Source organism: Massilia sp. PAMC28688, from assembly GCF_019443445.1.
GTDB lineage: Bacteria > Pseudomonadota > Gammaproteobacteria > Burkholderiales > Burkholderiaceae_D > Telluria_A.
In genome coordinates this window covers 2,003,177-2,024,953 of sequence record NZ_CP080378.1, presented here as the reverse complement: position 1 = coordinate 2,024,953, position 21,777 = coordinate 2,003,177, and the positions used below count along the sequence as shown (strand labels likewise).

Sequence of the window (21,777 nt, the reverse complement as noted above, 5' to 3'; positions counted from 1 at the left end):
ATCAGTCTGCCTTGGTCTGGAGGAATGCGAGCATTTCGGCGCGGTTGGGCTGCTGTTCCAGCCAGGTGCGCATGTCCGTCAGGCGCGCAAACGCCTCGTCGCCAAAGCGCAGTCGCATGGCGGCATTGGTGCGTTCGCGCGATGCTTCCAGGCGCAGGCCCGCCTGCCATTTTTCCGATACCACGGCGTCGAGCTGGTCATGCAGGCCCAGCGCCACCAGGCGTTCCCATTCACCGCGGTCGAACCAGACCGCCTGGGCCGCGGCACTGTAGTCGAGCAGCAGGGGATGGGCATTACTCACGCGGATGCGCGTCATCAGCCGTCCCGTGACCGGGCACACGCGCACGCTGCTGTTGGACGGCGTGATGTCGCCCTCCAGTTCCAGCGCCAGCTGCGGCATCTGGCGGCGCCACAGGCGGTAGCGTTCCAGCTCCACCCACACGCCCTGGCACTCGGCACAGCGTTCGGCCGGCAGGCCGCCTTCGATCTTGGCAGGCGCAAAGTGGCGCGCACCGCAGGCTGGACAAATCATGCTGTTCTCCTCAGTTAAGTGGTTCAGTTGGCGCGCGGTGCCTGCAGGGCCGGCTGGAAGCTGGCCACCAGGGTTTGCAGCGCCTGCTGCTGTTGCGGCGTCCCTTCAGTACTGATGCGTGCCAGCAGGGCAGACACCGTCAGGTTCTGCAGTTCGCCCGACGAGCTGCCCAGCGCGCCCACCAGGCCGCGCAGGTCGCCTACCATGTCGCGCTCGCCGCTCAGGTGGTCCTTGAGGCCCACCTGCAGGGTGCGGCTCTTCTCGACAGTGGCATCGATGCCCTTGCCGATCGACAGGGCCTTGACGAAGCGGTCGAAGTAATCGCCTTCGCCGCCCACGATGTCGATATTGGCGTTCTGCAGTGCCTTGCCCAGCACGTCGGCCTGGTCCTTGGCAATCAGGGTCTGGGCATCAATGCCCTTGTTGATCTGCTGATTGGTGATTTCCAGCTGCATGCGGAATTCCTCGTGGGCGCGGGTATCCGCGCTCATGGCCGACATGGCATCGAACTTGAGCGCCAGGCCTTTGGATTCGGCGGCAAAGCGCGCTTCGATCACCTGGGCTTCGGCAGCGCCATGGGTGGCGGTGGCGGCGGCGTCGGCCGTCTTGACGGCGGCGTTGGCCAGGCCCATCTGCTCAGTGCCGGCGGCCTGCGCTTCCATCTTCAGGCGTGTCGCTTCCGCTTCGGCGGCGCCCTGCTTGACCACGGCGTCGGCCGAGGCAATCATGACCCGGGCATTGGCCAGGCCAGGCGCTGCCAGCTCGGCTTCCTTGCCTTCGGCCTCGCGCTTTTGCGCTTCGGCGCCGCGCTCGGCCACCTTGAGGGCGGCGTCGGCCAGCGTCAGGTCCTGGGCCGCGCGGTGCTTGGCCGAGCGCTCCTGGGCTTCGGCTGCCTTGACGGTCAACACCAGTTTTTCCTCGGCGCTCGCTTCGGCCGCGATCACCACCGATTTTTTCAGGCGGTCTGCTTCGGCAATGGCGCGTACATCCTTGATCGCTTCTTCCTGCTCGGCCACGGTGCGCTCGACAACAATGCGCTCGCGCACCACGTCGGCGATGGCCTTCTTCTGCACTTCCAGTTGCTTTTCCTTTTCAATCGACTGCAGCGCCACTTCGCGCTCGCGGTCCACCACTTCGAGCTGGCGCGCGCGCGTGACGCGCTCTTCCTCGATCGCCACGGCGCGCTTGCGGTTGTTTTCCGCCACTTCCTTTTCGCGCGTCGTGTTTTCCTGCTGTACCATCACCAGCTGCTCGGCCTGCAGGCGCGCCAGTTCCGACTTGGCGAATTCTTCCGATTCGATCTTGCGCGTCTCGGCCTGTTCGCGGGCGCGCACCGAGCTTACTTCCCGGCCCTGGCGCGATTCGGCGTCAGCCTGCTGGCGCTCCAGTTCCAGGATCGCTTCGCGCGTTTCCACGTCCTTTTTCTTGATGCGCATTTCTTCATCGCGCTTCAGTTCATTGGTGCGGATGTTTTCAATCGCCGTCAGTTCAGTGATCTTCTTGATGCCCTGGGCGTCGAGGATGTTGTGGCCATCGAGCTTGTCGAGCGACGTCTGTTCGATGTAATCGATGGCGGCGTCTTCCAGCACGTAGCCCGACAGGTCGTCGCCGATCTGGCGGATGATGTCGTCGCGGAAGCGGTCGCGCGCCTGGTACAGCTCCACGAAGTCCATCGACTTGCCCACCGTCTTGAGCGCTTCGGCGAATTTGGCGGAGAACAGGTTTTCCAGCGTTTCCTGGTTGGATGCGCGCACGCAGCCGACGGCCTGCGCCACCTTGAGCACGTCTTCCGCCGTCTTGTTCACGCGCAGGAAGAACGTGACCTTGATGTCGGCGCGGATGTTGTCCTGGCAGATCAGGCCATCCTTGCCCAGGCGGTCGATTTCGATGGTCTTGAGCGAGATTTCCATCATCTCCTTTTTATGGATGATGGGGTAGACCATGCCGCCGGTGAAGGTGACTTCCGGTTCGGCGCGCAGGGTGTTGATGATCATGACGTGGCCTTGTTCGACCTTGTGATAAAACTTGGCAAACAGCGCGAAACAGCCCAGCACGATGACGGTGACGATACCGATCGAGAGCAGCATAATGTCCATGGTTTCTTTCAGGTTCTAGTGTGGTTATTGTGAATAATCGGCTTACTGGTCGCCAGGTGCCTGCTGTACTTCGAACTGCCCGCTTGCCTCATCGTAGGCGACGATGATGGCGCGCGAATGCCTGGACAGCGTGTTTGGCTCACGCGCCCAGATGCGGATATTGATGCTGCTGCCTTGTCCCTGCACTTCGGCGCGGCCAAAGCGGGCATCGACCGTCTGCGTCACGACCCGGCAATCGCGTCCCACCAGGCTGGCGTTGCCCGCTGCCGCATGGCGCACGAACAGGCCGCGCATGGGACGCAGCAGCCGCGCCGCAATCGGCAGCGACAGGGCGGCCGCCAGCAGCAGGACCGCGGTGCCGGCCAGGTAGCGCGGCCAGTCCCACGGCAGCCACGCCAGCAGGTACTGGTGCATCAGGGCCGTGCCAAGCCAGGTGAAGAACACCAGCACGCTGGCCGCCACCGACAGCGGTACCCCGCCCAGGCCCAGGGCCACCAGGTATCCGGCCAGGGTGTGAATGCCGGCGCCATCGGCGTGGCCCGCATCGATGTCGATGGCCTCGCCCATGTCGGCCAGGCCCACCAGCGACAGCAGCCAGTAAATGAGCAGCACGGCCAGCAGGACGGTGGGAATCGCGGTAGGAAAACTGCCAAGGAGCTGCCAGAGAGTCATGCGGAAAATGCCTTATTGGTTGGTCTAGGCGACATCACATCTGGCCAATGCCGGGCGCCTTCTGTTCCCGGGCAAAGGCGATCAGGGTCTCGTGCAAGGCATCCTTGATCTTGCGCTTGTCCTCCGGTGCGAGGCCGAAGCGCTGGCCCAGCAGCGCGTAGTCGGCGTCGCTGAGGGTGACGGTCAGGCGCGGGCGCACCGGCCTGGTGGTGCAGGGCAGGCCCAGGATGGTGCGGATCTGGTCGGACGGCGAGAGCTGGTTCTTGAAGGCGGCGTAGCGCACCGCATCGATCACCTGCTTTTCGACGTCAAAGGCCACCTGCACCGAGCGCAGGGCAGCGTCGGACCCACTCCAGCGCGCGGAACTGCGTACCATGCCGTCCCCCTATTCCGGCTTGGCGCCGCCGGATTGCTGCGCCTTTGCGTGCAGGCGCGCCATCACTTCCGAGGTGCGGCTGGCGGTCGCGCCGATGCCGGCCGCTTCCAGCTTGCGCTCCAGCGCCTTGTGCCCCATTTCGCCTTCCAGCACGTCGGCCGCTTCCATGCGGTCGGCCGTGTCCTGGTGGCGCTGCTTGATGCGTTCGAGCGATTCCTTGGCGCTCATTAGCTTCGAGCCGCTGCTGCCCATGCTGTTCGAGATGGTGGCCGTGGCGCGGTACACGCTTTCGGTGGTCTTGGCCATTGCCAGCTCGCGCTCGTGCTCGCGCAGCGTGGTTTCGGCATTGCGGATCAAGCCTTTCAGGCGCACGATGTGGCCGGCAAAGGTATCGCGCGCGGCGGTCTGCTCGGCCAGGGCCACTTCGATGTCGGCCACCTTGGCGGCCACTTCCTCGGCCAGGGCGTCCTGCTTCTTGTGCAGCGCTTCCAGCGCCAGCGCTTCGAAGCGGCGCACTTCGCCTGCCAGGCGCTCGATTTCGCGCGTTGCCTGCATTTCCTTGGCCATGACGGCGGTCAGGTCCTGGCGCGCCGTGGCCACGTGGGCCTTTGCTTCCACGATTTCCTGCTCGTAGATGCGGTTGGCATTGTTGTCAACGATGCTTTGCCCGATCTCGCGCACGTCGCCGCGCAGCATTGTCAGGATCTTGGAAAAGACAGCCATGATGCTCTCCTTATTTGAGAAATTCGGTAAAGACGTCCAGGGCTTCGAACGCATTGTCGGCAACCATTGCCACGTCGGTGGCGATGCTGGCGGCGCTGGCGTCATGCGCCAGGGAGCCGAACAGCACGTAATGCCCGCCCAGGCGCCCGAAATTGGACAGCGGGATGGCCATGTTCAGGTCCATCATCGCTTCGAGCATGTCGGCGCGGCGCTCGGGGCGGATTTCCTCTTCGGTCCACAGGTAGCAGATGCACAGGACCTGGCTGGGCGAGCCGGTGACGAACACCGGCAACTCTTCCAGCCCTTCGATGCAAAAGCGCATCACGGGCACGCCCTGGTCGTCGCCAGGCGGCAGCAGCGTGCTGCTCACCCCCACCGAACCAATGCGCAATGCCAGCGCCTGTTCAATGTCCATCATCTGTTTCTTCGCCACTTCCATGACACATCCTTGCACGAGTCGGCACTTCAATGATCCCGCAGGCGGGGCGCGTACGACATAATATGTCAAAGTATAACGCGCAGACATAAAATGTCAAAGCATATTATGACAACTAATGAAATTTGGAAAGTTTTTTGTGAGGAAAGATTGATCTGGATGCCAGCGGCGCGGGCGGCCCGGGGAAAGTGCCTAGAGAATGCGCTGGTAAGTCGCCCGCACCAGGTCGCGGTTGCCACAATCGTAGTGCCACCACTCGCTGGCAATGCCGGCAAAGCCGCCCTGGGCCATGGCCTCGCGCAGCAGCTGGCGGTTGGCGATCTGCCGCGCGGTCAGTTCGCCGCGCGCCAGGAAATGGCTTTCGAGGACCGGTTGCGAACGCTCGCTGAGGTCATCGAAGCCCGTGCCCATGTCCAGCTCATTGCCGTCGGCGTCAAGCAGCGTGATGTCGAGTGCCATGCCGAAGGAATGAATGGAGCCGCGGGCCGGCTCGGCCAGGTACATCTGCAAGCCCGTGCCGTCGAGCGTGTCCCACAGCTGTTCCTGGACGCGCTGCGGGCGCAGCGCGTCCAGCACCAGGGCGGTGCAGCCGGGGCGCGCGGCGGCGAGCCAGGCCACAACCTGTTCCAGGCCTGCGGCCGCTTCCCGATGCAGCCAGGCGCAGTCAAATGGTGAGTACAGATCGCGCCCCGCAAAATTATGCGGGGTCGCGTAGCGCAGGTCGACCGCAATGCCGGCGATGGTGGAAAGGTGCCGGAACTCGCCACTGCTGCCAATGGCCTCGATCTGCATCAGGCAGCTGGTGGTACCGGCGTGCCGGGTGAGGGCTGCGGCGCGGTGCCGGCGGGCGGCGCAGCCGGATCGGGTACGACACCCTGCTGCTGCGGCGCTAACGCGTCGCCCGCCGGTGGCGTCGCCGGCCGGGCAGGTACGAGCGCCGGAGGCGCGGCCTGTGGCACCGGTGTGCTCGCCGGAGGCGCCGTTTGCGGTACCACGGCGGGTGCTGGGACTGCAGGTGCAGGCTGCGGCACGGTAGCCGGCGCTGGTGGGATGGGGGCCGGCGCCGTGCCGGGCGCTGGCGGCACGGCCGGCGTTACCTGGACCGGTGGCGCGGCAGGCGTCGCGGGAGCCGATGGCGGAAGCTGCGTGCCTGGCAAGACCGACGCCGGGGTGGCCGGCGGCACCGCCGGCGTTGTTGGCGTGGCTGGTGTCACAGGCGTAGCCGGAATGGCAGGTGGCGTGGTGGCCGCAGGCGGAATAATGACCTGGAAGGTCCTGGTGACCGGCGGCGCCGGGGGCGGCTCCTTGAAGTCCGGCGTGATGGCCCACAGGATGGCGGCCGTATGGGCGTCCGGCGTGCCATCGAAGCTGCTCGGGCGGTATTTCATCTGGAACGCCGCAATCGTGGCGCGGGTAAGCCTGTCCAGTTCCCCGGTAACCGGCAGCACATAGCCAAAGTGCGCCAGCCGCTGCTGGAACCACACCACGTCAGGTGCCTGCGGCGCATAGACCGCCAGCGCCGAGGCCACGCGGGCCGCATCCGGCCACACGATCAGGCCGTGCTGGGCCAGCTGGTACCACGGGAACATCGGCCCCGGGTCCTGCTTGCGCGTGGGCGCAATGTCGACGTGGCCGAGGATATTCTCGGGCGGGATCTGGTGGCGCGCCACGATATCCTTGAGCAGCACGATCAGGCGGTCGATCTGGGCCTGTGGATAGGGATGCCAGATACGCCCGTTGGGGCCTTCCGTAAAACCGGGATGGACAATCTCGATACCGATCGAGCTGCCATTAAGGAGCGTGAAGTTCTTCCAGTGCGAGACACCGGCGTGATTGGACTGGCGCGTCTCGTCAACCAGGCCATAAATGCGCGGCGGGACTTCATCGGTCAGCAGGTAGTGGCTGCTGACCGTCTGCTGGGTGAGGATCTTGATCGACGTCGGCAAGTTGGACACCGTGTAATGCAGGATCACGAACTTGACCCGGCTGCTCTGCCCGAGCGCTGAATACGTGGTGCGGTCGATGTCGATGCCCTGCGCGACCGGGACAGCCGGCTTGACCGCAGTAGGCTTAGGCACACGCTTGGGGGGCGGCGGTGGCGGCGATGCGCAGCCGGCCAGGATGGCGGTGAGCAGGACAGGAATCAGTATCTTCATGGCGTAGGTCGAATCGTGGTGGCGTTGGCGGCAATGCGGGCAGCTGCATGGTGTGCAGGCGCGGCTGTATGCGTCAAGCTTAGCGCATCGGGCAGCGCTTTGCGCATTGCCACTTGAATCGAAGCGTGGATAAAGGCAGCGCGCCCGGCCAGTACCAGCGGCCGTGGGCCAAATCGCTGGCACAGCGCCAGCGCCAGCCGCGCCAGTTCGCCCCCGGCCCGGGCCAGGATGGCCGCCGCGACCGGGTCGTTGTCGGCGCTGGCGGCGACGGCCAGCGCCAGCTTGCCGATGGCACCGCGCTCCTGTCCATACATGAACTGGCGCGACAGGGCCCAGTCGTCACCGCCGATCTGCGCAAACACGGCATGCGCCATGGGCGAGGTGCGCCAGCGTCCCGGTTCCTCGTCCTCGCCGCGCCAGATGTGGCGCAGCGCTTCGCGCGCGATCCAGTAGCCGCCACCGCCATCGTCGAGCAGCACGCCGCGCCCGCCGGCACGGTGGAACTGGCCATCGGTATCGATAAAGGCGCCAATCGAGCCGGTGCCGGAATAGACCAGGTATCCCTCGCCTGGCGCAAAGCTGGCCAGGTAGGCAATTTCGATGTCGCTCGACAGGTCAATTGCTGCTGGCGGGAGCGAAAACAGGGCCGCCAGCTGCGCATGCAGCAGGGCGCCGTCGCCCATGCCGGTAACACCGGCGCGGATGGCAGCAACGCGGGAATGCACATGCACATCGGCCGCCAGCTGCGTCAGCGTGGCCTGCACCGCGTGGCGGCCAGCCTCGCTCGCAAGCTGCAGGCCTGACAAGCCGCCAACTTCGCCTTCGGCCACTATGGCGCCATCGCTGCCGGCGAGCGCCCAGCGGGTGCGCGTGCCGCCCGCATCGATACCCAGGCCGGCGCCGTGCGTCATTACGCGGCCCTGGCGGCGGGCCTGGACTCCATGATGCTCACTCGCGCGCTCTCGTTGCCAATACGGTCGATGGCACTGACCACAAAGGCGTCGGCGTCCTCGGGCGCGGTCCATTCGCTGTCCTTGGCAGGAGCGACCGCAAAGCGCCAGCTGGCGCCATGACGCGACCAGATCGCGTAATGCGTGACGGGTTTGGCGCTGGCCAGCTTGAGCCTGAGTGCCGTGCCGGTACGCTTGATGCTGACCGTGGGTGCATCCGGCGCGCCGCTGCCAAGCCATGGCGACGCCGGCACCAGGGCCGCGGTAGCGTAATGGCCAGCCTTGAGCTGGTCGCTGATCCCCTGGCGGTTCTGCATCAGCGCGATCATGCTGAAGTGGACATGACCGCTGGCCGCCGCACGGGTACGGGTGACCCCGATCTGCTGCACGATTTCATCCGGTGTGTACGCGCGGGTGGCAGCACCAATGCGGCTGGTGAACAGGCCGGGCCAGATATGGCGCCCGTGCGGATTCTGGGTGTGCCAGTAATCAAGCAGCACGCCATACGCCTGCGGCGCCTGGGCAATGGGCCAGTACAGCTGCGGCGAAAAGTAGTCGACCCAGCCGTTCTGCAGCCACAGCTCGGCGTCCGCATACAGGCGGTCGTACTGGCTAAAGCCGATGATGCCGGGGGGCCGGCGGTCGGGACGGCCGATGCCAAAGGGGCTGATGCCGAAGCGTACCCAGCTCTTTTCGGCGCGGATGCCCTTGTACAGCGACTCGATCAGCTGGTTCACATTCTGGCGCCGCCAGTCGGCCCGCGTGAGCGTGCCGCCGCCGCTGATGTAGCGCTGCCACGCCGGCTGGTCGGGAAAGTCGACGTCGCCCTTGCCGCCGCCAGCGCCATCAAGCGCGCCTTCGGGGCCCGCCTCAATCGGATACGGATAAAAATAGTCGTCAATGTGCACGCCATCGATGTCGTAACGCTTGACCACATCGAGAATGACGGCCAGCGTCTGGCGCGACGCGGCTTCCTCGGCCGGGTCCATCCACTGGTAGCGGCCATAGGTCTTGACTGCCTGCGGCAGGGTTTTGGACACGTGGTTATGGGCGTTGGGCGACTTGGCCGTGGCGTGGCGCGCGCGGTAAGGATTGAACCAGGCGTGCAGCTCCAGCCCGCGCGCATGCGCCTGGGTGACCCAGAACTTGAGGGGGTCGTACCAGGGCTGCGGTGGCTTGCCCTGGGTGCCGCTGACGTATTCGCTCCACGGTTCGATGTCGGAAGCGTAGATGGCGTCGGCGCCGGGGCGCACCTGCAGCACGATGGCGTTGAGGTTCATGGCCCTGGCGCGGTCCAGGATAGCAATGGCCTCGGCCTGCTGCTCACCGGCGGGCAGATTGGGCTTGCTCGGCCAGTCGATATTGGCCACGGTGGACACCCACGCAGCGCGAAATTCACGCGGCGCTGCCGGAGCGTTGAGCTGCAGGGCGCCAGCCTGGGGCGGGACCGGTCCGGTGCCGGGCACCGGCTTGGGCGCCGGCTTGGGCACCGGCTTCGCAGGCTTGACGGGCGCAGGGGGAGTTGTCGTGCAACTGGCCATGAGGCCACCCAGCGTCAGCGCTCCCGTGATCCCGGCCAGCGCAAACGCGCGTTTCTTTAAATTAGGCTGCAAAACCAATCCTTCTTATCGAGTCTGCCATTTTTTTTTGCAGGCAGAGCATAAAGCAAAAGCGTCATTCAGGTGTTTTCTTGCCGAACTCCGGATCAATCCTGACCAGGGCGGCCATGAGGAATGCAGGCAGCGTCATCAGGCACACATAAATAAAGAAATTCTGGTAACCGAGGAATTCCTGCACCCGGCCGCTGTACATGCCGGGCACCATCATGCCCAGCGCCATGAGGCCGGTGCAGATGGAGTAATGGGCGGTTTTATGCTCGCCCTGCGACACCATGATCATAAACATCATCAGTGCGGTAAAGCCGAAGCCATAGCCCATCTGCTCAATGGCCAGGCATGCGGTGATGAGGACGAAACTATCCGGCAGGGTACTGGACATATAAACGAAGATCAGGTCCGGCGTGTGGACCGCAAACACCATTGGCCACAGGGCGCGCTTCAAGCCGACGCGGGAGATGAAGTAGCCGCCCAGCAGGCCGCCGATGGTCAGGGCGATGATGCCGATGGTGCCGTAAGCGAGGCCGACCTGTTCCGTGGTCAGCCCCAGTCCACCCTTGGCGGCAGGATCCATCATGAAGGGGATGGCCATCTTGAGCAGCTGGGATTCGCCCAGGCGGTACGTGAGGATGAAGCCGAGAATGAGCCAGATTTCAGGTTTTTTGAAAAACGAGACAAAGGTGGCGACGAATTCCTTGGCCGTATTGTCAGTGACGACAACGGCCTTGTCGTCGGCCGGGCGCGGCAGCCTGTAAGCGTGGTAGGCGAACAAGGCGATAAAAATGCCCGCCAACACAAAGAACACGACCGACCAGGCAAAGCCGGCGTCGCCCGTGCGCTTGGTTAGTTCCCCGCCCAGCCAGGCCAGGACGCCACCGCCGGCAATGGTCGCAATCCGGTAGAACGTGCTGCGCACCCCCACAAAGGCAGCCTGCTGGTGTTCCTTGAGCCCCAGCATGTAGAAGCCATCGGCAGCAATATCGTGCGTCGCGGAAGCAAAGGCCATGACCCACAAGACCGCGATACTGATGATAAAAAAATTCGGCAATTGCATGGCAAAACCCGTCACCACCAGGGAGATACCAATGATCAGTTGCAAGACGACAGTCCAGGTGCGCTTGGTACTGAACAGTTCCACCAGCGGGGACCACAGGGGCTTGATAACCCATGGCAAGTACAGCATGCTGGTATAAAAGGCCATCTCATCATTGCCGATGCCGCGCGCCTTGTAGATGATGGTCGACAGGGTCATGACCACCACGTATGGCAATGCCTGCAGGAAGTACAGCGACGGAATCCAGCTCCACGGGCTTTGTGTCTGTTCTTTTTGCATAACTCTTTCGCGATCGAACAGAACTGGGAGCCTACATGGACAACGCCTGGCGGACACTGCCGTGCGCCGCCTCGAGCAGCCCCCGGGCCTGGTCGATACTGGTTTTTTTGGTCAGGGCCACGATGGCGACCTTGACATGGAAGTTGCACTTTTCCAGCACCGCGCGCGCCGCAACTTCATCGGCGCCGGTGGCGAACATCGTCAGGCGAACTGCGCGCGCCACCAGCTTGGCGTTGGTTGGCTTCAAGTCTACCATCAGGTTGCCGTAAACTTTGTTCAAACGCACCATCAAGGCACTGGAAAAAGTGTTCAGCGCCATTTTTTGGGATGAACCAGCCTTCAGCCGGGTGCTGCCGGAAATAACTTCGGCGCCGGTATCGAGTGTGATGCCGATCTCGGCCTCCGTCACCACCGGTGCGCCGGGGTTGTTGGCAAAGCCAATGGTGAGGCAGCCAGCCGCCTTGGCCGCACGCAGGGCGCCCAGCACGTAGGGCGTGCCACCGGACGCGGCCAGCAGCAAGACCACATCGTTTGCAGCAGGATGGACTTCGCGCAAGTCGGCCGCACCCATGGGAGAGTCGTCTTCCGCGCCCTCCACGGCCACGAACATGGCTTCGCTGCCACCGGCGAGCAAGGCAATGGCGCGGTCATGCGGCCAGGAAAAAGTCGGGTAGAGTTCCACGCTGTCGAGCACGCCCAGGCGGCCGGAGGTGCCCGCGCCCACGTAAATCAGGCGCCCGCCGGCCTCGATGCGCGGCAGGGCGGCGTCGACTGCCTGGGCGATGGCAGCGGCGGCAGTCTTCACGGCATCGACCGCATGGAACTGGTCGTCCACCAGAGCGGCCACCAGCTTGTCGGTCGAATACAGGTCCAGGTCGGCATGCCGCGAATCGGGAGTTTCAGTCTTCAGCATGCGCGCCCTTGCTTGGTTTCGATATCCCGAGTGTAATACCAATCGCTGATGCGTTCAGGGCAAGCGTGCGGCGTTGCTGCGCGCGCCGGGAACAGGGCATACTCAGCCATCCATATGGAAAACGGATTCTCATGCAGCAAGTTCTCGTGATCGGCGGCGGTGTGATCGGCCTGACATCGGCGTGGTGGCTGCTGGAAGCGGGTTATCGGGTGACCCTGCTGGAAAAGTCGCCCATGATGGCTGCCGGGGCCAGCCACAGCAATGGTGGGCAGCTCAGTTACAAGTACGTGTCGCCGTTTGCCGATGCCGGTGTACCGCTCAAGGCGCTGCAGTGGTTGATGCAAAAGGATGGGCCGCTGCGCTTCCGGCTGGAGGCTGACCCGCGCCAGTGGCGCTGGCTGTGGCAGTTTCTCATGCATTGCCGGGCGGATGTGAACCGCAAGACCACCGAGCGCTTGCTGCTGCTGGGGGAACTGAGCCGCCAGGAGATGGCGCGCATCGAACCGATTGTTCCAAAGGAAGATTTTGCGTGGCGGGAGGCGGGCAAGCTGATCGTGTACAGGTCAGCCGGCGCGTTCAGCAAGGCAGCGGCACGGGCGGGAACGGGTGAGGTGCTGACCGCAGCGCAGTGTGTCGAGCGGGAGCCGGCCCTGGCAGCGGCACAGGGCATTCTGGCAGGCGGCATTTTCAACGCCGGCGAAGCGGTGGCTGACTGCCATGCCTTTTGCCAGGTGCTTGCCGCGCGCGTGAAAGCCCATCCGCGCTGCGATGGCGTAGTGCAGGCGCAGGCACAATCGCTGACGGTTGAGGGTGGCGTGATCACATCGGTAATGTCGGATGCGGGTGTGCTGGGTGCCGACAGGTTCGTGCTGGCAGCGGGCATTCAGAGCCGTGAACTTGCCGCCACGGCCGGGGTCTATCTGCCCTTGTACCCGATCAAAGGCTACAGTCTCACGGCGCCCATCGTTCCCGGTGGCCTGGAAGTGAGCGTGACCGATTTCGAGCGCAAGGTGCTGTACGCGCGCATTGGCGACCGGCTGCGTGTGGCAGCGATGGCTGACATTGTGGGGGCGGACACGGGCCTCGACCAGCAGCGCATTGACGGCTTGATCCGGCAGGTAAAAGCCATGATGCCCGCTGCTGCCGACTACGGCAACATCACTGCCTGGGCTGGCTTGCGGCCGGCGACGCCGGACAGTGCGCCGATGATTGGTGCGACGAAGATCCAGAACTTGTTTCTCAATGTCGGCCACGGCGCGCTTGGCTTCACCTTTGCATGTGGCTCGGCCAGGGTCCTGAGCGGTTTGATGCGGGGCGTGTCCACCGAAACGCTGCTGTAGAACGCCTAATGACCACGTATTGGCGGGTCTTGCCGGGCAAAATCGTTGAGGCTGCTTTCCGCTTGGCAAGCTGCCACCATTGCTCGACAGTCCGCCCTCGGCCAAGAGCAGCCTGTCCACTTTGCTCATCACTTATGGATCCTATGTATCGTCAAGAAGTCGAGATCTTTTCTGATCAGTCAAATGCGGTGGTAATGCGACATCCCGGACGAAATTTTCCTGGATGCCTAATCCAGGGTGATTCTCTATATGCCCTGTTGCAATCCCTTGCGATTGTGCAGTCTGAAACCGAGCGTTTGAGCGAGGAGGCCGCGGGAGAACTTGAGGACGTTGTCGCGCGGCTGCCTGACCTAATGGCGAATTATCGGACGACTTTAATCACCCTTTTGTGACTGACTAGCCCACTTGCGCCACGCGCCCACCTGAAGGTCCGGTTTGGGGGTGTGGATTCAATCGGTGGTCGCGGCAGGGCCCTGACAGGATGCCCCGAACGAAATTGCGTGAGATCAAATGCGCCCCAATGTCTGAACGGATCCATATATGACAACCGATTTTCATGCCGAAGTCGAAAAGGTGCGGACGTGGCTCACCACGAACCGCTGGGTTGACCAATACGACTACTGGTGGAGTGAGGGTGGCGTTGTCAGTGCTTTGCAACATTTCTTAGCGCGTGTTCAGCCGCGAGACTGGTCTGAAGACGACGTCACGGACCTGCTCTACCTTCTGGAACAGTCCAGCACGAACTACATCGCAGAACTGGTCACCCAGAGCGAATTGATGACGTTGGCGATAGCCAAGCACTCCCTTGCGAGAGGTGGCATTGCGGGCGACGACATTGCCGAACAGCTCGGACATTGCATCGAGCGTCGCGATGAGGCTGAAGCTTTGTTAATCGAATTTATGCGGGACGAGCATGAGCGTACGCGACGGCTCGCGTTGCTTTCCCTGGCCGCAATTCAATCGGCAGCAGTTCCCGCGCTTGCGGTGGCCGCTTGGGATACCGGCGAGGAGTACCCGCGAATGGGAGCGCTATCCGCACTGAAGACCATCGGTTCGAAGCTATTCCCTATCTATCTTTCGCTAGCCCAAGAGGATGGACGAGAGCATTTGGTCTCGCTGGCTCGCAAGTACGCCGATGAGCTGGCGATCGAGATTCCGTTTCCGACGACGCGAAACTATTCGGCGCCGAATCCGGAGACTTGAACGTCGGCTTTGCGGCGACAGCTGCCGAGATCGGACCGTGCCGTAGCCCCGAGGACATCGGCGGTGGTCGGCCAAGAACACCTCGATAACCTTGAAGTCTCCCGTCGCAGCGAGCACTTCTCTAGCGAAACAGTTGCCGCACGCGATGAGTATAAATATCGGAATTTTGGCGAAGATGAAGGAAGATTCAGGAAGATTTGACAATTAGCGCTGAATTCTCATTAGGGGAACATACTGTCGGTTGTGTGGCGTTCCCGAGAGCCGCAGCGTGGAAGTCAGCGGCGCATCACTATTACGGGGCGGCATATTCTTTCAAACATCTTTAAGGGGAACGATATGAAAAAACTACTCACCGCAATGGCTTGTGTTGCTTTATTGGGCGCATGTTCGAAAGAAGAGCCTGCGCCGGTCGCTACGGCCCCTGCCGTTATAGTGCCTGTCGAGCCTCCTGCCGTGGTATCGACCGTGCCGCCGACTACCGGGAATGGCGAGGTGGTATCGGCACCTGTCACGGGCGCCGTAGGCGCATCGGTTGCCGGCGCGACCGAGGGTAGCGGAGATGGCATGTACGTGGTGGAAAAGGGCGACACCCTGTGGGATATCGCGGAGAAAAACGGGATCAGCCACGGCAATCTCGCCAAATGGAATAACGTGAACCATCCAAGGGAACTGCAGGTTGGCAGGCAGCTGAGGCTGACCGCCCCATGAGCGTGACCGCTTCCTGAAAGTGTCTCTGTTGGGTCGACGCCCGACATATAAAAAAGCCCTGGTTTCATTCGCTTACCAGGGCTTCTAAAACCCATTGAAGTTTAGCTACGTCAACATTCCCCCCTGTTCGAGAAGATGTAGTTTTTCTCGATCGTACCGTGAGAACACGTGGCATGGTAGACCTCTTGTATAGTTCGGAAGCACGCGCATCGCGAACGTCAGTGCCGCCGGCCTGGCGGCAGTGCGCAAGCAAATGGCACTAGGCAAAACGCCGGTTCTCCATTGGCCTGGACAAGGCCGCTCGTTGTCGCTGGTTCCCGGACCGGGCGGGAAACTGGTGTTTTTTGGCCGAGGCAAGCCAGTATTACGAGTAGCGGCTGACAAGTAGCGGCAGGAGCGATCCACTCCTGCCGGCGAGATCGCCTTCACGTGCTGGAATGCTCAAGCTCATCTCATTCCATCGCCGGTCCCCCGTTCTGCAAATATGTCGGATAATTACAAGGTTATCCAATGACCTTCCGCCATGCCCACACCGAGCACCTGCCCCTGCGGCGGCCCCTCCCTTGCCACTTGCTGCGGCCCTTACCTGTCCGCTGACGCCGTGCCCCAAACGCCCGAAGCACTCATGCGCTCGCGCTATACCGCCTACAAGCAGCAAAACGAAGCTTACCTGCGCGCCACCTGGCATCCCAGCACCGTGCCCGATGGCCCCATCATTGACCCAAATGAGCGATTACAGTGGCTGGGACTTGAGGTAAAATCTGCTTTACGTTTACGTCAACGTAAAGCAGAATTGCCAGAATCACAAGACGCCGATACCGTAGAATTCGTGGCGCGCTACAAGATCAATGGCCGGGCCCATCGCCTGCACGAGGTCAGCCGTTTCGTGCGCGAGCAAGCCGGCGGCGTGGCGCGCTGGTTTTACCTGGACGGCAGTTTCCCGGACAAATAAGGATCGCAATGCCTCTTATCGACAGCAAACTCAATCCGCGCAGCGACGACTTCAAGGCCAACGCGGCGGCCATGCAAAGCATTGTGGACGACCTGCGCGCCAAGGTTTCGGCCATGGCCGCCGGGGGCGGTGCCGCCGCCAGCGCCAAGCATGTCGCCCGCGGCAAGCTGCTGCCGCGCGACCGCGTGCAGATGCTGCTCGATCCCGGCACGCCCTTCCTCGAATTCTCGCAGCTGGCCGCCTACGAGATGTATGACGGCGCCGCCCCGGCTGCCGGCATCATTACCGGCATTGGCCGCGTGTCCGGCCAGGAGTGCGTGATCGTCTGTAACGACGCCACCGTCAAGGGCGGCACCTACTATCCCATGACGGTCAAGAAGCACCTGCGCGCCCAGGAAATCGCCGAGCAGAACGCGCTGCCGTGCATTTACCTGGTCGATTCGGGCGGCGCCAACCTGCCCAATCAGGACGACGTGTTCCCGGACCGCGACCATTTCGGCCGCATCTTCTATAACCAGGCCAACCTGTCGGCCAAGGGCATCCCGCAAATTGCCGTGGTCATGGGTTCCTGCACCGCCGGCGGCGCCTACGTGCCGGCCATGAGCGACGAATCCATCATCGTCAAGGAACAGGGGACCATTTTCCTGGGCGGCCCGCCGCTGGTGAAAGCGGCTACCGGCGAAGTGGTCACGGCCGAAGACCTCGGCGGCGGCGATGTTCACACGCGCCTGTCCGGCGTGGTCGACCACCTCGCGCAAAACGATTTGCACGCCCTGTCGCTGGCCCGCACGATCGTATCGAACCTGAACCGCACCAAGCCCCAGCAAATGGCGCTGCGCGAATCGGTGGAGCCAAAGTACGCGCCGGAAGAACTGTATGGCGTCATCCCGGTGGATACGCGCAAGCCCTTCGATGTGCGCGAAGTGATCGCGCGCATTGTCGACGGCAGCGAGTTTGATGAATTCAAGGCCCGCTACGGCACTACCCTCATTTGCGGCTTTGCCCATATCTACGGCGTCAAGGTCGGCATCATCGCCAACAACGGCATCCTGTTTTCGGAGTCCGCGCTCAAGGGCACGCACTTCATTGAGCTGTGCTGCCAGCGCAAGATCCCGCTCGTGTTCCTGCAAAATATTACCGGCTTCATGGTGGGCCGCAAGTACGAAAACGAAGGCATCGCCCGCAATGGCGCCAAGATGGTGACGGCGGTGGCTACCGCAGCGGTGCCAAAGTTCACCGTCATCATTGGCGGCAGCTTCGGCGCCGGCAATTACGGCATGTGCGGGCGCGCGTTTTCGCCGCGCTTTTTGTGGATGTGGCCAAACGCGCGCATCTCGGTCATGGGCGGCGACCAGGCAGCGTCCGTGCTGGCCACGGTCAAGCGCGACGGCATCGAAGGAAAGGGCGGACAATGGTCGCCGGAAGAAGAAGCGGCCTTCAAGCAGCCCATCAAGGAGCAGTACGAGCACCAGGGTCACCCGTACTACGCCACCGCGCGTCTGTGGGATGATGGCGTGATCGACCCGGCCGACACCCGCATGGTGCTGGGCCTGGGACTGTCGGCTGCATTGAATGCCGAAATCGAAGACACCAGATTCGGTGTCTTCCGCATGTAAGGATCTGCCATGGAATTCCAAACCCTCACCGTCGCCATCGAAGGCTATGTGGCCACCGTCACCCTGAACCGTCCGGATGTGCGCAACGCGTTCAACGAGTTTTCGATCGCCGAACTGTCGCTCGTGTTCACCGACCTTGGCCGCATGGACAGCGTGCGCGCCATTGTGCTGGCGGCAAACGGCCCGGCCTTTTGCGCCGGCGCGGACCTGAACTGGATGAAGAAAATGGCAGGCTACTCGTACAGCGACAATGTCGACGACGCCGAGAAACTGGCCGACATGCTGCGCGTGATCTACCTGTGCCCCAAGCCCGTTGTGGCCAAGGTGCAGGGCGACTGCTACGCCGGCGGCATGGGCCTGGTCGCAGCATGCGATATCGCGGTCGCTGCCAGCGGCGCCAATTTCTGCCTGTCCGAAGTCAAGCTTGGCCTGATTCCCGCCACCATTTCGCCGTATGTCATCAAGGCGATGGGCGAGAATGCGGCGCGCCGCTACTTCCTGACTGCCGAAAAATTCACGGCGCAGGAAGCGCACCGCATCGGCTTTGTGCATGACATCATCGGCGCCGATACCCTTGACGCGCATGTGGAATCGATCGTCAAGTCGCTCGTCACCAGCAGCCCCAACGCCGTGCGCGAAGCCAAAGTACTGGTGCGCGAAGTGACCGGCAAATCGGTCGACAGCGCGCTGGTGGTGGACACGGCAGAGCGTATCGCCAACATCCGCTCGTCGGACGAGGGCCGCGAGGGCGTCGCGTCTTTCCTGGAAAAGCGCAAGCCTTCCTGGCTGGCATGAGATTGAAGGACGACATGCCACAAGACTGGGTCAAGCGCAGCCTGCGCAGCGTATGGCATCCTTGCACGCAGATGCAGCACCACGAAACGGTGCCGCTGATCCCGGTCAGCCACGGCCGCGGCGCGTGGCTGTACGACCACGAAGGCAAACGCTATCTGGACGCGATCAGCTCGTGGTGGGTGAACCTGTTTGGTCACGCCAATCCCCGCATCAACGCCGCGCTCAAGGACCAGCTCGACCGGCTGGAGCACGCGATGCTGGCCGGCTTTACGCATGAACCAGTGATTCGCCTGTCCGAGCAGCTGTCCGAGCTCACCGGCCGCGTGCTTGGCCACGCCTTTTACGCCTCGGACGGCGCGTCGGCGGTCGAAATCGCTCTCAAGATGAGCTTTCACGCATGGCGCAATGCCGGCCACACCGACAAGCAGGAATTCGTGTGCCTCAAGGGCAGCTACCACGGCGAGACCATCGGTGCGCTGGCGGTGACGGACGTGGCGCTGTTCAAGGACGCCTACGGCCCGCTGCTGCGCGCGTCGCGCGTGGTGGAGTCGCCCGACGCGCGTAACGCGCGCGAAGGCGAAACGGCGCAGGACGTGGCACGGCGCGCGGCAAAGGACGTGGAAGAGCTGTTCAATGAACGGGCCGGCAAGATCGCCGCCATCATCATCGAGCCGCTGGTGCAGTGTGCCACCGGCATGGCCATGCACGATCCGCTCTACCTGGCGCTGGTGCGCGAATTGTGCGACCGCCACTCGGTGCACCTGATCCTCGACGAAATCGCGGTCGGCTGCGGGCGCACCGGCACCTTTTTCGCATGCGAGCAGGCTGGCATCTGGCCTGATTTTTTGTGCCTGTCGAAGGGCATCAGCGGCGGCTACCTGCCGCTGTCGCTGGTACTGACGCGCGATGAGGTGTACGAGGCGTTCTACAGCACCGACATTCGCCGCGGCTTTTTGCATTCGCATTCCTATACCGGCAATCCGCTCGCGTGCCGCGCCGCGCTGGCCACGCTGCAGATCTTCAAGGAAGACAACGTGCTGGCCACCAACCGCGAGCGCTACGCGCGCCTGACCCGGGCATTGCAGCCGCTGGCCGACCATGAACGCACGCGGCACTTCCGCCAGGCCGGCATGATCTGGGCGTTCGATGCGGTGGAGCCGGACGCTGCACGAGCCGCGACTTTTTCCCGCCGTTTCTTTGGCGCGGCGCTGGACAACGAACTGCTGCTGCGCCCCATTGGCCGCACGGTGTACCTGATGCCGCCGTATATCCTCTCCGACGAGGAGATGGATGGCCTGGCCGAGCACACCCGCAAGGTATTTGAAAGCGTGATCGCAGCATGAACATGATCGACGCCGTCAACCACAAGCTGGCACTGCTCGACGAGCAGAGCCTCACGCGCCTGCGCCGGGTGGTGGAATCGCCATGCGCCCCGCGCGTGGTGGTGGGCGGGCGCAGCATGCTGGCGTTTTGCAGCAATGACTACCTTGGCCTGGCATCCCACCCGCGCGTGGTGGCGGCCCTGCGCGAGGGCGCCGAGATGTACGGTGCCGGCAGCGGTGCTTCCCACCTGATCAGCGGCCACTCGCTGGCCCACCAGCTGCTGGAAGACCGGCTGGCCGAATTCGTGGGCGAACACCTGGAGTCGCCGCGCGCGCTCTCCTTTTGCACCGGCTACATGGCCAACCTGGCGATGCTCACGGCCCTGGGCGCCGATGGCGACGCCGAGATTTTTTCCGAGTCGCTCAATCATGCCTCGCTCATCGACGGCGCGCGCCTGGCCCGTGCCCAGGTAAAGGTCTACCCGCATGCCGACGTGCAGGCACTGGGAGCGCTGCTCGCATCGAGTAACGCCACCAGCAAGATCGTGGTGACCGACAGCGTATTTAGCATGGATGGCAACCTGGCGCCGCTGCCCGAAATCCTGGCACTGTGCGAGCGCTACAACGCGTGGCTGGTGATCGACGACGCGCACGGCTTTGGCACCATCGGCGCCAGTGGCCGCGGCGCGCTTGAGCACTTCAACCTGCGCTCGCAGAACGTGGTCTACATGGGCACCCTCGGCAAGGCGGCAGGCGTGGGCGGCGCCTTTGTGGCGGCCCACAGCAGTATGATTGAACTGCTGATCCAGCGCGCGCGTCCCTACATCTACACCACCGCCGCCCCGCCGGCGCTGGCGCACGCGCTCCTGACCAGCATTGATATCATTGGCAGCGACGAAGGTGCATCGCGCCGCGCCCACCTGCAGGCGCTGATCGCGCAGCTTGACCGTGACCTGCATCTGAAACGGTGGGAGCGCATGGTCTCACGCACCGCCATCCAGCCGATTATCATTGGCAGTAACGAAGAAGCGCTGCGCATCGGTGCAGGCCTGTACGGCAAGGGCCTGTGGGTGCCGGCGATTCGCCCGCCCACGGTGGCGGCGGGCACGGCCCGGCTGCGCCTGACGCTGTCGGCGGCCCATACCCTGGAAGATGTCGCGCAGCTTACGGCCGCGCTTAACGAACTGGAGGACCTGCGATGAGCCTCAACGAACCTGAAGATCCCGTGGTGGCACCGGCGCCGGTGCTGCCCGACGTCGAACGCGAAGCGGAGCTGAAAGTGGAGCCCCAGCCGGTGCTGGCGGCCGAGGGCGTGCCGTCGCGCTTTTGTTGCTTTGTGACCGGCACCGACACTGAAATCGGCAAGACGCTGGTGTCGTGCGCCATCTTGCACAAGCTGGTGGCCGGGGGCCTGCGCGCCTGCGGCATGAAGCCGGTGGCGGCCGGCGCAGAAGAGCGCGACGGCCAGCTGCACAACGAAGACGCCGACCTGCTGATCGAAGCGGGCAATGTCCACCTGCCTGCCAACATCACCACGCCCTACATGCTGCGCGCCGCGTGTGCGCCGCACATTGCAGCTGCATTGGAACGCGTGTCGATCGAGACCGTGCCCATCATCGCCGCCTATGCCGAGATCGCAGCTGCCGCCGACGCCGTGGTGGTGGAAGGCGTGGGCGGCTTTCGGGTCCCGTTTTCGGACGACTTTGACAGCGCCCAGATGGCCGAACAGCTTAACCTGCCGGTGATCCTGGTGGTGGGCCTGCGCCTTGGCTGCATCAACCACGCACTGCTAACCATCGAAGCGCTGGTAAGGCGCGACCTGGTGCTGGCCGGATGGGTGGTCAATGAAATCGACCCCGACATGCTGTACGCGGACGAGAACGTGGCAGCGCTGGCCGCGCGCATTCCCGCCCCGCTGCTGGGCCGCATCCCCTACATGAACAACCCAACGGCCGAAGAAGCCGCCAAATTTATTGATCTCGCGGGCTTGCCCGGCTTTCCCGTGAAGCGAGACTGAACGCATGCAAACCGAAGGAAC

General features: G+C 63.3%; 21 protein-coding genes and 1 pseudogene. 10 read left to right on the top strand and 12 right to left on the bottom strand.

Annotated elements, in window-relative coordinates:
* Window position 1: 1 nt before the first annotated feature.
* The 12 genes and pseudogenes from KY495_RS09145 to KY495_RS09090 form a co-directional block, all read right to left on the bottom strand.
* Window positions 2-532, bottom strand: a complete 531-nt coding sequence (locus KY495_RS09145) for a zf-TFIIB domain-containing protein (RefSeq protein ID WP_219883339.1) — start codon at window positions 530-532, stop codon at window positions 2-4.
* Window positions 533-555: 23 nt separating this feature from the next.
* Window positions 556-2,628 (bottom strand): flotillin family protein, encoded by a 2,073-nt coding sequence (locus KY495_RS09140; protein ID WP_219883338.1) that lies wholly within the window; start codon window positions 2,626-2,628, stop codon window positions 556-558.
* Between the two features lie 42 nt (window positions 2,629-2,670).
* Window positions 2,671-3,300 (bottom strand): ubiquinone biosynthesis protein, encoded by a 630-nt coding sequence (locus tag KY495_RS09135; RefSeq protein WP_219883337.1) that lies wholly within the window; start codon window positions 3,298-3,300, stop codon window positions 2,671-2,673.
* A gap of 34 nt (window positions 3,301-3,334) precedes the next feature.
* Window positions 3,335-3,676: a hypothetical protein gene (locus tag KY495_RS09130; protein ID WP_219883336.1), complete on the bottom strand. Its 342-nt coding sequence runs from the start codon at window positions 3,674-3,676 to the stop codon at window positions 3,335-3,337.
* Between the two features lie 9 nt (window positions 3,677-3,685).
* Entirely contained in the window at window positions 3,686-4,399 is a 714-nt protein-coding gene (locus KY495_RS09125) for a PspA/IM30 family protein (protein WP_219883335.1), read from the bottom strand.
* Between the two features lie 10 nt (window positions 4,400-4,409).
* Window positions 4,410-4,838: a DUF2170 family protein gene (locus tag KY495_RS09120; protein WP_219883334.1), complete on the bottom strand. Its 429-nt coding sequence runs from the start codon at window positions 4,836-4,838 to the stop codon at window positions 4,410-4,412.
* A gap of 189 nt (window positions 4,839-5,027) precedes the next feature.
* Window positions 5,028-5,627, bottom strand: coding sequence for a M15 family metallopeptidase (locus KY495_RS09115; protein WP_219883333.1), 600 nt, complete (start codon window positions 5,625-5,627; stop codon window positions 5,028-5,030).
* Between the two features lie 527 nt (window positions 5,628-6,154).
* Window positions 6,155-6,991, bottom strand: a pseudogene (locus tag KY495_RS24370) (N-acetylmuramoyl-L-alanine amidase); the annotation flags it as partial.
* A complete protein-coding gene (locus tag KY495_RS09105; RefSeq protein WP_219883332.1) occupies window positions 6,988-7,902 on the bottom strand; it encodes an N-acetylglucosamine kinase in 915 nt (304 codons plus the stop codon). The pseudogene KY495_RS24370 and the gene KY495_RS09105, both read right to left, overlap by 4 nt.
* Entirely contained in the window at window positions 7,902-9,554 is a 1,653-nt protein-coding gene (locus tag KY495_RS09100) for a glycoside hydrolase family 10 protein (RefSeq protein WP_229518552.1), read from the bottom strand. The genes KY495_RS09105 and KY495_RS09100 overlap by 1 nt, the downstream gene beginning before the upstream one ends.
* Window positions 9,555-9,615: 61 nt before the next feature.
* The gene (locus tag KY495_RS09095) at window positions 9,616-10,890 is read right to left on the bottom strand and encodes an MFS transporter (RefSeq protein WP_219883331.1); all 1,275 of its coding nucleotides are present in this window, start codon (window positions 10,888-10,890) and stop codon (window positions 9,616-9,618) included.
* Window positions 10,891-10,921: 31 nt separating this feature from the next.
* A complete protein-coding gene (locus tag KY495_RS09090; RefSeq protein ID WP_219883330.1) occupies window positions 10,922-11,803 on the bottom strand; it encodes an N-acetylmuramic acid 6-phosphate etherase in 882 nt (293 codons plus the stop codon).
* A 131-nt stretch (window positions 11,804-11,934) separates the two neighbouring features.
* Here KY495_RS09090 and KY495_RS09085 point away from each other — a divergent pair, with 131 nt between their 5' ends.
* The 10 genes from KY495_RS09085 (at window position 11,935) to bioD (ending at window position 21,756) form a co-directional block, all read left to right on the top strand.
* Window positions 11,935-13,143, top strand: a complete 1,209-nt coding sequence (locus KY495_RS09085) for a D-amino acid dehydrogenase (protein ID WP_219883329.1) — start codon at window positions 11,935-11,937, stop codon at window positions 13,141-13,143.
* Entirely contained in the window at window positions 13,080-13,535 is a 456-nt protein-coding gene (locus tag KY495_RS24365) for a hypothetical protein (RefSeq protein WP_374040997.1), read from the top strand. Before KY495_RS09085 ends, KY495_RS24365 begins: the two co-directional genes overlap by 64 nt.
* 148 nt (window positions 13,536-13,683) lie before the next feature.
* The gene (locus tag KY495_RS09080; protein ID WP_219883328.1) at window positions 13,684-14,346 is read left to right on the top strand and encodes a HEAT repeat domain-containing protein; all 663 of its coding nucleotides are present in this window, start codon (window positions 13,684-13,686) and stop codon (window positions 14,344-14,346) included.
* 336 nt (window positions 14,347-14,682) lie between these two features.
* Window positions 14,683-15,054 carry a LysM peptidoglycan-binding domain-containing protein gene (locus tag KY495_RS09075; protein ID WP_219883327.1) on the top strand — a complete coding sequence of 124 codons (372 nt, stop codon included), beginning with the start codon at window positions 14,683-14,685 and terminating at the stop codon, window positions 15,052-15,054.
* A gap of 523 nt (window positions 15,055-15,577) precedes the next feature.
* On the top strand, window positions 15,578-16,006 hold the full coding sequence (locus KY495_RS09070; RefSeq protein WP_219883326.1) for a YchJ family protein: 429 nt from the start codon (window positions 15,578-15,580) through the stop codon (window positions 16,004-16,006).
* Window positions 16,007-16,014: 8 nt separating this feature from the next.
* Window positions 16,015-17,622: a carboxyl transferase domain-containing protein gene (locus tag KY495_RS09065; RefSeq protein ID WP_219883325.1), complete on the top strand. Its 1,608-nt coding sequence runs from the start codon at window positions 16,015-16,017 to the stop codon at window positions 17,620-17,622.
* A 9-nt stretch (window positions 17,623-17,631) separates the two neighbouring features.
* Window positions 17,632-18,417, top strand: coding sequence for an enoyl-CoA hydratase/isomerase family protein (locus KY495_RS09060; protein WP_219883324.1), 786 nt, complete (start codon window positions 17,632-17,634; stop codon window positions 18,415-18,417).
* A 14-nt stretch (window positions 18,418-18,431) separates the two neighbouring features.
* The gene (gene bioA / locus KY495_RS09055) at window positions 18,432-19,760 is read left to right on the top strand and encodes an adenosylmethionine--8-amino-7-oxononanoate transaminase (protein ID WP_229518551.1); all 1,329 of its coding nucleotides are present in this window, start codon (window positions 18,432-18,434) and stop codon (window positions 19,758-19,760) included.
* Window positions 19,757-20,941, top strand: a complete 1,185-nt coding sequence (gene bioF / locus KY495_RS09050) for an 8-amino-7-oxononanoate synthase (protein ID WP_219883322.1) — start codon at window positions 19,757-19,759, stop codon at window positions 20,939-20,941. The genes bioA and bioF overlap by 4 nt, the downstream gene beginning before the upstream one ends.
* Window positions 20,938-21,756 (top strand): dethiobiotin synthase, encoded by an 819-nt coding sequence (gene bioD / locus KY495_RS09045; protein ID WP_219883321.1) that lies wholly within the window; start codon window positions 20,938-20,940, stop codon window positions 21,754-21,756. The genes bioF and bioD overlap by 4 nt, the downstream gene beginning before the upstream one ends.
* The last annotated feature ends 21 nt before the right edge of the window (window positions 21,757-21,777 follow it).

Excerpts from the sequence above, each read along its gene's own strand:
- bioD (WP_219883321.1), top strand. The coding sequence starts at position 20,938 with ATGAGCCTCAACGAACCTGAAGATCCCGTGGTGGCACCGGCGCCGGTG.
- KY495_RS09125 (WP_219883335.1), bottom strand. The coding sequence starts at position 4,399 with ATGGCTGTCTTTTCCAAGATCCTGACAATGCTGCGCGGCGACGTGCGC.
- KY495_RS09065 (WP_219883325.1), top strand. The coding sequence starts at position 16,015 with ATGCCTCTTATCGACAGCAAACTCAATCCGCGCAGCGACGACTTCAAG.
- KY495_RS09115 (WP_219883333.1), bottom strand. The coding sequence starts at position 5,627 with ATGCAGATCGAGGCCATTGGCAGCAGTGGCGAGTTCCGGCACCTTTCC.
- KY495_RS09090 (WP_219883330.1), bottom strand. The coding sequence starts at position 11,803 with ATGCTGAAGACTGAAACTCCCGATTCGCGGCATGCCGACCTGGACCTG.
- KY495_RS09105 (WP_219883332.1), bottom strand. The coding sequence starts at position 7,902 with ATGACGCACGGCGCCGGCCTGGGTATCGATGCGGGCGGCACGCGCACC.
- KY495_RS09120 (WP_219883334.1), bottom strand. The coding sequence starts at position 4,838 with ATGGAAGTGGCGAAGAAACAGATGATGGACATTGAACAGGCGCTGGCA.
- bioF (WP_219883322.1), top strand. The coding sequence starts at position 19,757 with ATGAACATGATCGACGCCGTCAACCACAAGCTGGCACTGCTCGACGAG.
- KY495_RS09135 (WP_219883337.1), bottom strand. The coding sequence starts at position 3,300 with ATGACTCTCTGGCAGCTCCTTGGCAGTTTTCCTACCGCGATTCCCACC.
- KY495_RS09085 (WP_219883329.1), top strand. The coding sequence starts at position 11,935 with ATGCAGCAAGTTCTCGTGATCGGCGGCGGTGTGATCGGCCTGACATCG.
- KY495_RS09130 (WP_219883336.1), bottom strand. The coding sequence starts at position 3,676 with ATGGTACGCAGTTCCGCGCGCTGGAGTGGGTCCGACGCTGCCCTGCGC.
- KY495_RS09070 (WP_219883326.1), top strand. The coding sequence starts at position 15,578 with ATGCCCACACCGAGCACCTGCCCCTGCGGCGGCCCCTCCCTTGCCACT.
- KY495_RS24365 (WP_374040997.1), top strand. The coding sequence starts at position 13,080 with ATGTGGCTCGGCCAGGGTCCTGAGCGGTTTGATGCGGGGCGTGTCCAC.
- bioA (WP_229518551.1), top strand. The coding sequence starts at position 18,432 with ATGCCACAAGACTGGGTCAAGCGCAGCCTGCGCAGCGTATGGCATCCT.
- KY495_RS09140 (WP_219883338.1), bottom strand. The coding sequence starts at position 2,628 with ATGGACATTATGCTGCTCTCGATCGGTATCGTCACCGTCATCGTGCTG.
- KY495_RS09075 (WP_219883327.1), top strand. The coding sequence starts at position 14,683 with ATGAAAAAACTACTCACCGCAATGGCTTGTGTTGCTTTATTGGGCGCA.
- KY495_RS09060 (WP_219883324.1), top strand. The coding sequence starts at position 17,632 with ATGGAATTCCAAACCCTCACCGTCGCCATCGAAGGCTATGTGGCCACC.
- KY495_RS09080 (WP_219883328.1), top strand. The coding sequence starts at position 13,684 with ATGACAACCGATTTTCATGCCGAAGTCGAAAAGGTGCGGACGTGGCTC.
- KY495_RS09095 (WP_219883331.1), bottom strand. The coding sequence starts at position 10,890 with ATGCAAAAAGAACAGACACAAAGCCCGTGGAGCTGGATTCCGTCGCTG.
- KY495_RS09145 (WP_219883339.1), bottom strand. The coding sequence starts at position 532 with ATGATTTGTCCAGCCTGCGGTGCGCGCCACTTTGCGCCTGCCAAGATC.